The sequence below is a fragment of the Acetobacter oeni genome, from assembly GCF_011516825.1.
Taxonomy (GTDB): domain Bacteria; phylum Pseudomonadota; class Alphaproteobacteria; order Acetobacterales; family Acetobacteraceae; genus Acetobacter; species Acetobacter oeni.
Genome location: NZ_WOTA01000057.1, coordinates 1 through 8,838, shown reverse-complemented (window position 1 = coordinate 8,838; position 8,838 = coordinate 1). Strand labels below are relative to the sequence as shown.

Annotated in this window: 9 protein-coding genes and 2 pseudogenes; 3 read left to right on the top strand and 8 right to left on the bottom strand. The window is 63.0% G+C overall.

Annotated elements, in window-relative coordinates; translation table 11 throughout:
• Positions 1-77: 77 nt before the first annotated feature.
• The 5 genes and pseudogenes from GOB90_RS18125 to GOB90_RS18105 all read right to left on the bottom strand — a co-directional run.
• A pseudogene (locus GOB90_RS18125) lies at positions 78-260 on the bottom strand (DUF736 family protein); the annotation flags it as partial.
• Between the two features lie 18 nt (positions 261-278).
• On the bottom strand, positions 279-494 hold the full coding sequence (locus GOB90_RS18120) for a hypothetical protein (RefSeq protein WP_003618604.1): 216 nt from the start codon (positions 492-494) through the stop codon (positions 279-281).
• The gene (locus GOB90_RS18115) at positions 487-696 is read right to left on the bottom strand and encodes a hypothetical protein (protein WP_173572197.1); all 210 of its coding nucleotides are present in this window, start codon (positions 694-696) and stop codon (positions 487-489) included. Before GOB90_RS18115 ends, GOB90_RS18120 begins: the two co-directional genes overlap by 8 nt.
• A 332-nt stretch (positions 697-1,028) precedes the next feature.
• Positions 1,029-1,964, bottom strand: a complete 936-nt coding sequence (locus GOB90_RS18110) for a DUF2493 domain-containing protein (protein ID WP_146892928.1) — start codon at positions 1,962-1,964, stop codon at positions 1,029-1,031.
• Between the two features lie 312 nt (positions 1,965-2,276).
• Positions 2,277-3,356, bottom strand: coding sequence for a DUF7146 domain-containing protein (locus GOB90_RS18105; protein WP_146892931.1), 1,080 nt, complete (start codon positions 3,354-3,356; stop codon positions 2,277-2,279).
• A gap of 74 nt (positions 3,357-3,430) precedes the next feature.
• Between GOB90_RS18105 and GOB90_RS18100 the strand changes: the two genes are divergently transcribed.
• Entirely contained in the window at positions 3,431-3,724 is a 294-nt protein-coding gene (locus tag GOB90_RS18100) for an HU family DNA-binding protein (RefSeq protein ID WP_173572199.1), read from the top strand.
• A gap of 77 nt (positions 3,725-3,801) precedes the next feature.
• Here GOB90_RS18100 and GOB90_RS18095 read toward each other — a convergent pair whose 3' ends face one another.
• The 3 genes from GOB90_RS18095 to GOB90_RS18085 all read right to left on the bottom strand — a co-directional run bounded on the left by GOB90_RS18095 (position 3,802) and on the right by GOB90_RS18085 (position 8,004).
• Entirely contained in the window at positions 3,802-5,004 is a 1,203-nt protein-coding gene (locus GOB90_RS18095) for a DUF932 domain-containing protein (RefSeq protein WP_146892933.1), read from the bottom strand.
• 138 nt (positions 5,005-5,142) lie between these two features.
• On the bottom strand, positions 5,143-7,221 hold the full coding sequence (locus GOB90_RS18090; protein WP_146892935.1) for a ParB/RepB/Spo0J family partition protein: 2,079 nt from the start codon (positions 7,219-7,221) through the stop codon (positions 5,143-5,145).
• Between the two features lie 114 nt (positions 7,222-7,335).
• Positions 7,336-8,004 (bottom strand): transposase, encoded by a 669-nt coding sequence (locus GOB90_RS18085; protein WP_338077578.1) that lies wholly within the window; start codon positions 8,002-8,004, stop codon positions 7,336-7,338.
• Positions 8,005-8,006: 2 nt separating this feature from the next.
• On the opposite strand from GOB90_RS18085, the pseudogene GOB90_RS18080 reads away from it, so the two are divergent.
• Both GOB90_RS18080 and GOB90_RS19410 read left to right on the top strand, forming a co-directional pair.
• Positions 8,007-8,279, top strand: a pseudogene (locus GOB90_RS18080) (transposase); the annotation flags it as partial.
• A gap of 109 nt (positions 8,280-8,388) precedes the next feature.
• Entirely contained in the window at positions 8,389-8,580 is a 192-nt protein-coding gene (locus GOB90_RS19410) for a hypothetical protein (RefSeq protein ID WP_242012159.1), read from the top strand.
• The last annotated feature ends 258 nt before the right edge of the window (positions 8,581-8,838 follow it).

The following is an 8,838-nucleotide window of genomic DNA, read 5'->3' as shown; positions in this document are numbered from 1 at the left end:
CGGTCTCTCATCACCCCGATATTATGCGGAGCAGAAACCAGCCCAAACCCGCAGAAAACCACCATCGAGGATCACCCGCTCCGCATAATCCCGGACTCCACATAATCAACCCGTCCGAGGTAGACGCGGTAGTTGGGGGCGTTGTCGTTGGCCCGGCTGGTTTCGGCCACCAGGCGGACGTTGCGGGCCTGCAGGGCCAGGGTGACGATTTCGCCTTCGAAGCCTTCGCCCACCTTCTTGAAGGAACCGATGTTAGCCATTGTCGTATCTCCATGCTGTTATCGGGCCGCGACCACCGTGGCCTCGATGGCGATCGACCAGCCGGAGGCGAGCGGCAGAGCACCCTTCAGGGCCGCAGCGCAGCGGAGGACGGCAGGGCCGGAACTTTCTTGTCTCGCGAGGAATGACGGCGCAGCCGTCAGGGGAAGAAAGTTCTGGAACGCCGTTGCGGCCAGCCGATCGAGGCGCAGCCGGTCTTCGGCTAGATCAGCCATCCGACAGAGGCCATGGTGTGCGGACCCGCCAGCCCCATGGAGAGACGATGCCGGCATGACCGGTCCGACAGGTGGGGAACGTGCGACACAGGAGGATATCGCGCTCGCCCGGTGCGACCGTCTTCCATGCTGGTGGCGCGGATCGCGGCCAGACACCCGCCCCCGACTGCCGCGTCCCTGCTGCGAACGGTTCGGGCCGCATCCTCTGGACCCGTCGTTCCAACGAAGGCAGGCCAGCCAGTTGCCCGCTGGACGATCCCTCCTTCGCCACTGCTGTTTCGACCTGTTCACAGGTGAGGAAGGGACCACCGCTCCCTCATCCATCGTCCCTGCAGCCGGAATGGGGAAAAGGGTCACACTCCGCCCCCGATCTCTCCGGGCGGGGCCTTCCGGGGCGCGGTCCATCCCGTTTGCTTCAACCGGCAGCGCGGGCAACGGGGAGCCCGACGGGAAGTTCTGATCGATCGGCGCCATGCGAAAAATCGGGAGTAGCGATCATCATTCCCGGGATGTGGTTAAAGGAGACAATGGCGCTTACGCGCCACTGTCCTTGCGGAACCTCCAGACCGGGATACCCATCTGTTTGGCCTTGTCGGCCAGATTGTCCTGAATACCCGATCCGGGGAACACCATGACCCCGACGGGCAGAACTTTCAGCAGGGCGTCGTTGCGCCGGAACGGGGCGGCCTTACCGTGCCGGTTCCAGTCCGGCTTGAAGGCGATCTGGGCGACCTCGCGATGATCGGCCCAGCGGGAGGCGATGAATTCCGCGCCCTTGGGCGAGCCACCATGCAGCAGCACCATATCGGGGTGTTTCTCGCGCACTTTGTCCAGCCGGTTCCAGATCAGGTGATGATCCTCGTAATCGAGCCCGCCGGTGACCGCGACCTTTGGTCCGGGAGACACGAGCAATTCGGTTTCGGCCTTGCGGCGGGCGTTGAGGAAATCGCGGCTATCGATCATCGACGCCGTCAGGGTGCTGCGGCTGACCAGCGAACCTGAGCGCGGTCGCCAGGGCGACATGGTCAGGCGTTCAAACTGGTCGCAGGCCAGATCGCGAAAGATCTCGTACGCATTGCGTCGTTCCAGCAGGGTCAGCCCTTCGGCGATGAGGCGCTCCAGTTCCACCGAGCGGATCTCGCTGCCATCCTGCTCCTGCTGGCTGCGCTTCTGCGCCGCCTCGTTACGGTCGAGATCCCGTTCCACCTGCCCGACCATGCGGTGAAAGACATTGACCGTGGACCAGAGCAGCGGTTCGAGATCGGGTTCCAGCCTTGTGTCGGTCAGCGTGGCCGACAGGGCGTCGAAGATATCGGCAACCGCGCCCTCGATCTGGCCGGCGTCGGGCAAGGGCCTCGGGTCCGGCTCATCCTCAAACGGACGGTGGCCATAAAGCTGAAGTTCCGCCAGCACATGAGCAGTGGAAGAGGTGGCGTGTGCGGGTTCGAAATCGTCCTGTGTGCGGGTCATGGGTCTGTCCTCCGGTTCTGGCCGCGCCCCTCGCGGCCTTTCCGGGGGCGGAAAGCGGCAGACGAAGGTCGGGCCGGAACCGCGCAACGCGCGGCCGCAACGCAGTGGAGGATGGCAGGAAGACGGCTATTTTGCTTCGCGATGCAAAGCGCGGCACGCGCGGCGGAAAATAGCCGGCTCCGCCATTGCAGGCCCGGTCTGGCTGACGCCCGCTCCCCTCCAGAAAAGGCCGCGGGCGCGCCCTATCCGGAAACGGGACAGCCCCGGACCACACCGGAAAGAAGATAACCCGCCCCCCCTTCCCGGCCCGCCTCAGTGCGCGACGGATTGCAGGAACTGCGCCACGTCCTGCGGGGCAAGCTGGGGATGCAGGATCGCCCGCATTGCGCCACGCCCGAGATAGCGGAGATCATCGTTGAAATCCGCCAGACGTGGTGACAGCACAAGGCACTCGATCCCGGCCTCCTGCGTCCGGGCCAGCAGGGTCGCCACCGCATGGTCTCCGGCCGGGTCGTCGTCGCGTAGCACGTAAAGGCGGCGCAGCGTGGGCGGAAACGTCATGGCCGCGAGATGCGCCGACGATAGGCAGGCCGCCAGCGGCAGATCGGGCATGACCTCCCGGATCGACAGCGCCGTCTCGATCCCCTCGCCCGCCGCCAGAACGTCAGACACCGTGCCAAAACGCACAGCATGGCCAAGCAGATCGCCCATCGCCCGACGGGGTATGGCGACAGGCGCCTTGCCGCGTCCATCGCGCGCCAGCCAGGTGCGATGCACACCGGTGACGTGACCTTCGAAATCGGTGACGGCAGCGATCAGAGCCGGCCAGGTCTCGGTCGGGCTGTCAGCATCGGCGCGGTAATAGCAGTCAGGGTGGAAACGCAGCGATGCCAAGTCCGTCAGGCAGGTGAGGTCACGCTGGCGCAACCAGGCTTCCGCCTGCGTCCCGGTAATCGAACGGGACATGGCCCAGAGCCGTCGGGCGGCATTTGCGGTTCCTGATGCCTGCGGGGAAGCGTCATGCCCGAACGCATCGGAACGACCGCGATCAGAGGCCGGTCGTGGCTGTGGTTGCGGCAGGCAGAGAAAGCGCCGGGCCTCGTCGGCGACATCACGAAAATCCACCAGCCCGAGGCTTTCACGGATAATGTCGAGCAGATCACCGTGCTCCCCTGTCGCACCATCCGTCCATTTCCCCGCGCGGCCACGCCCGTCCAAACCACTATGCAGGCGGACATAGAGCGACCGTCCCGGCGTGTTGTGGACATCGCCGACCAGCCAGTAATTGCCGTGACGGCGACCAGCGGAGAGGTAATGGCGGCACACCGCCTCGGCGTTCTCGGCCAGCCTGCGGGCCAGATCGGCTGCATCCCATGACGGCGTGTCTGTCATCACACCCTCCCTGCAGGCTTGAAGACGCCATAATTCCCCCGTAACGGCAGGAGCAGCGGGTTTCGGCCCGACAGATAACGAAGGATAGTCCCATGAAGATTGCCGATCTGGTCGATCATATCGCCACCACCACCGACACGAGCAAGACCGATACCCGCAAGGTGCTGGACGCCCTGATCGAAGCGATGACCGCCGCCGCCAGGGCCGGTGATGAAATCACCCTGCCGAACTTCGGCAAGTTCAAGGTGAAAGAAGTCGCCGCCCGCGAAGGCCGCAACCCGGCCACGGGTGCGACCATCCAGATCGCGGCCTCGCGCAAGCTGGCCTTCACGCCTGCCAAGGCGCTCAAGGACAGCCTGAACGACTGACCTGCCGACAGGTGAAAGGCGGCGGACCTCGTCCGCCGCCCCTTTCCTATCACGCCAGTTTCTGATGATGACCGGCTTCATCCGACCTTCTCCATCAGCTTGCGCGCCCTTCCTTCCAGATCGAGCCGTGTATCCTGGTTGGTTTTCGTGCGGGCCAGCGCCGTAATGCCCTGCACGAAATCGAACACGCTCTCGGGCTTGCGCCCTTCCTCGTGCAGCACGGTTTCGATGATTTTCGTGGTTTCCGGTTTCGAGAACCCACGACGCCGCAAGAACGTTTCACGATCCTCATCGGTTCTGGCTACCAGCGCCTTGCGCGAGGCCTGAATGCCGGAAACGAACGAGACCGGACTGGCCGTGGCGAAATTCCGGAGCGCCGGTGTCGCCTGATGCACGAAACGTGAGGCCGCAAACTTGCTATGCCGGATCGTGATCTGTTCAAAATTCTCCACGCCCCAGAGCATCCTGTTCTGGCACACGCCGCGCAGGTAGAATGACGCAATGCCGAGACTTTTACTGCCGACTTCGGAATTCCAGGCATAGAAGCCCCGGAAATAGAGATCGGGATCGCCATTGGGCAGGCGCCCGGCTTCGATCGGATGGGTGTCGTCGACAAGAAACAGAAACACATCGCGGTCGGACGCATAGAGCGTCGTGGTCTCCCTGGTGATGTCGACATACGGATTATGGGTCATGGTGGCCCAGTCGATGACACCCGGCACCTTCCAGTTGGTATCGCCTGTGCCATCGCCAGCGATTTTGCGCACCGCGCCCACCAGTTCGTGGTCCCAGATGCGACCGTAATCTGGACCAGTTACAGCGCGCAGCTCGACGCGCCCGTCTTCGGTTTCCAGCGTTTTCACCAGTTCAGCCCGATGCGACAGCAGACCATGCTGCAGGTTGATTGCTGCCAGGGGAGCCGGAAGATTGCGCAGATACGACGATGGCGCGCCCACCAGGCTGCACATCTGGCCGAACGACCAGTGAGTCGGTGCGATCGGCTCATTCTGTCCCGGCACGGTCAAAGTCAGGCGTTCGGCATTGTCGCGGGATGCTTCCACACGGATGGCACGGCTTTCGACGGTGCGGGCCGTGGCCCGGTCTGCGCGCGCCAGCGTCGCGGCATGCAGGTCGGACAGAGACAGGTAGCGCTCATCATCGGGGCGCGAGAACCATTCAGACGATACGCGGGCGCTGCGGGCGCCACGGGAGGGATCGATCTTAAAGCCGCCGGACGCGGCACCACGGGAAGCAGGGGGCAGGATGGTGGTCGTGGTCATGGAAAACTCTCCTCTATGCCGGTTATTCGGCACAGAAGGCGAAGCCGCCCTCTTCCTCTTTCCGGGGGGGGCAGGACACGAAAAAAGCGGCTTCCGGGCACCGGAAGCCGCTGTCTCACAATCCCGAAATCCATAATGCTATTCGGCGGCGATAGCCTCCACGTCTTCGCCCGCTACCGCTATATCGGCAGATGTGTCATCTGGCCGCTCTATCGTGCGCAACGCTTCGGGTAGCCAGCCCGAACCCTCCAGCAGCCGCTCGGCCTCGCGCGCCATGTCGGGCTTCTTCAGGTGGGCGATGCGCTCTGCCACCTCGTCGCCGCGTGCCTCCCGGACCGCCTGCAGGATACGCGCCTTGGTCACCCGGCCGAGATAATTCTCGACGGTCGGCAGCCAGCCCGCCTCCAGCATGTCGAGACTGAGGGCCGATGCCAGACGGTCTGCCCGTTTGAGGCGTTCGGTCACGCTGCGCTGCGACACCGCCCCATAGGAGGGCATGCGCTCATAAAGCGCGTTAACGCCGAAGGACAGGCAATGGGCCAGCAGCGCCATGCGGCTGGTGTCGTCCAGCCCATCGATCCAGCGCCACAGCGCGTTCTCGTCCTCAGGTAGATCGTGCTTCCAGCCCTCGTTGCGCTGGCGCAGTGCATGGGCTGGCACACTGCCCGGCATGTCGGGTGAATGAACCGGCAGCGCGATTTCGCGGACATAGGCTTCCAGGCAGTCCGCACCCGGTGTCTGCCAGTAAACATCACGCACCAGCGTATGCAGGAATTCGGTCAGGGCAATGTGCGGATTGCAGGCGAACGCATCCTGCAGGGCCAGCGTGCGCCAGGCCGTCAGTTCGGTAAGAAGCCGGTCAGGCAGTGGTTTGGTCCCGTCTTCCTCATCAGGCTCGACGGCGGGAACGATGCTGTTGCCCTCCCCGCCCCCGTCGTCGCCATCATCAGCAAGACGTTCATCGCGCCCATCATACGCAGCATGATCGTATCCATCGGCACCGCCGGCATCAGCATCGTCGGGCTCGGTCGGCATGTCCTCTGGCAGCACGAAGCCCCGCTCCACCTGCAATGTGCCATCGCTGGCGAGGCTGACGAACGCTCCGGCCCGCGTCATGTCGGCAGGATCGAACGCCAGAGGCCGTTCCTCCAGGGCAAGAATTGCCTGTTCGATCTCGCCCAGCCTTGCATCCACCTCGTCCGGATATTCATCAGCCTGAGCGTATTCAGCCTCGATGGTTTCCTGCTCGGCACGCAGGGCTTCGAGACGGGCGGTTTCTTCATCAGAGAGTGGCACTTCCATGCCATCAATTTCCGCGAACTGCCGTGTGTGGCCCCATGGGAATGACAGGGCGGTCTCGACCCACTTCCAGCCCTCGGCGCGAATGTCCTCTGCGGCTGTGTGCAGTTTTTCCATGACCAGCCGGTCCAGAATGGCCGGATCCTGCAGCCAGCCGCCATCATCGGCCTCAAACAGGTCGCGCATGATGGGACCACCGGCCGCGAGATAGGTGTCCAGTCCCACGAAACGGGCACGTGCGTCCGAGGCCCGCACGGTTTTCTCCGTCAGCATGCGGCGGATGACGTAGGGCTCACGGTTATGGCTCTGGGCTACGATCTCCCAGACCTGTTCCTGACGGGCATGATCGTCGCTGATGGAAAACGCCATCAGTTGCTCCAGCCGCATCCCATCCTGTTCGTATATCTCAAGCAGCTTGTCCGACACGGTCATCAGTCGCAGGCGCTGTTTGACCACGGAGGGCGCCACAAAGAACGCGGCGGCGATTTCTTCCTCGGACATGCCTTTCTCCAGCATGTCGCGGAAGGCCCGGAACTGATCCAGCGGATGCAGGGCCACCCGCTGGACGTTTTCAGCCAGGGAATCATCTTCGGCGAGAATGGCCGATCCAGCCTCGCGCACGACGCACGGCACGGGGGCGGTCTTCGCCAGTTTCTTCTGCTTCACCAGCAGTTCGAGGGCACGGAAGCGCCGTCCGCCAGCAGGGACTTCGTAAGTGCCGGTCCCGGCCCCTTCGCCATCAAGGACAGGACGGACGTTCAGGCTCTGCAGCAGCCCGCGACGCTCGATATCGCGGGCCAGTTCGTCAATCGACAGGCCGGACTTTACCCGCCGCACGTTGGACTGGGACAGCACCAGCCGGTTGAACGGGATGTCGCAGGAAGAACTCAGGCTGATTTTGGGAATAGCGGTCGCCATGGCGAAAAACTCCATGACGGGCGGACAGGAGCCTCTCTCCCACCCTCTCAACCCGTCACGAAAATTCGCGCAGCCCTCTGACTCTGACTGCTACACCTAGAGTATCCGTTGTGATCAAGCTCCTTTTGGTGTCCAGAGACGATTTTTGCGGAGCAGTGCGTTGGCGAGGACGATGAGCTTTCGCATAATTGCGGTGATGGCGATCTTTGCGTGTTTTCCCTTGGCGGTAAGTCGATCATAGACCTGTTTGAGATCGGGGTTGAAGCGCATGGCGACGAGAGCCGGCATGTAGAGCGCCTGGCGGAGGATAGCACGACCACCCTGAATGAAGCTTCGGCCCCGCCATGTGCCGGATTGCCTGGTGATCGGAGCGAGCCCGGCAAGCGAAGCCGCCTGACCTTCCTCCATTGTACCGAGTTCGGGCATGTCGGCCAGCATCGTATGGACGGCCACCGGACCAAGTCCTGGTATGCTGATGAGGATTCCCCAGCGATGAAACAGTTCTTTGTCTTCCGCAACAAGCGTTTCCAATGCTGCGTCGAGTGACGCGATCTGTGCTTCGATCTGCCGCAGACGGTGGCGTGCGTGACGCTGTAACAATCCGATTGTCAGGGTCTTGAGGCGATTGAGCGTGGCTGTCCGGTCGCGCATCAGGCTGCGGCGGGCGGCCACCAGCTCGGCTAGACGGTTCTGAATCTCTGAACGAACCGGGCGAGCAACCGGCTCCAGCAACGCACCATAACGCGCCAGCATCAGGGCATCGACGCGATCGGTCTTGGCCAGTTTATCCCCGACCGCCGGATGCGGTGACGCCGGATATCGACGACGCGGTCGATGTCGTCCATGGCCACCAGCAGCCTGTGCTCTTCAACGCGCATCAAGACGAGCGTTGCTTCATGTCGATCCATGTCTACGACACCGCCACCTCGCGCCCGCTCGCCGTCGTGCTGCGGCCGGGAAAGACACCGTCCGGCCAGGAGGTCCGATGCCACCTTCGGCGCCTGATGCGCCGTATCCGTCACCATTGGCCTGCCATGCAGCTGGCCATTCGCGGTGATCCGTGAGCTCGAACAACGGATTGAAGCCGTCATCGCAGAGGCAACAGAACTCTCCGCCAAAGCAGAACTTCTTCGTTCCACCCCTGGTATCGGTCCGGTATCAGTCGCCATGCTTCTCGCAGAAATGCCAGAACTCGGCCGCATGACAGCGACCGAAGCCGCTGCCATGGCCGGACTTGCACCAATGGCTCGTGATAGTGACGCGATGCGTGGGAAACGTGTCATTTCAGGGGGAGAAGATCTCTCCGCCACGGCCTGTTTCAGGCAGGACTGGCAGCTGCCTGCCATAACCCAGTTCTGAAAGCCGTTGCCAGGCGCATGAAGGAGCGGGGTAAGCCACATAAACTGGTGATCGTCGCTATCGCACGGCGTCTCATCACAATCGCCAATGCTGTCCTAAAAACAGGCCAGCCATGGCGCATTAGCTCCGACGCTTAAACACAGTTGCTAGAGCATAATCCGATCAATCTGGTTCATATCCTGTGGCGGTGAAGCAGGCGGCGGCCTGGCTGTGACAGACATCGTCGATTGCACCGCACACCGCGTCCTGGAGTGCATC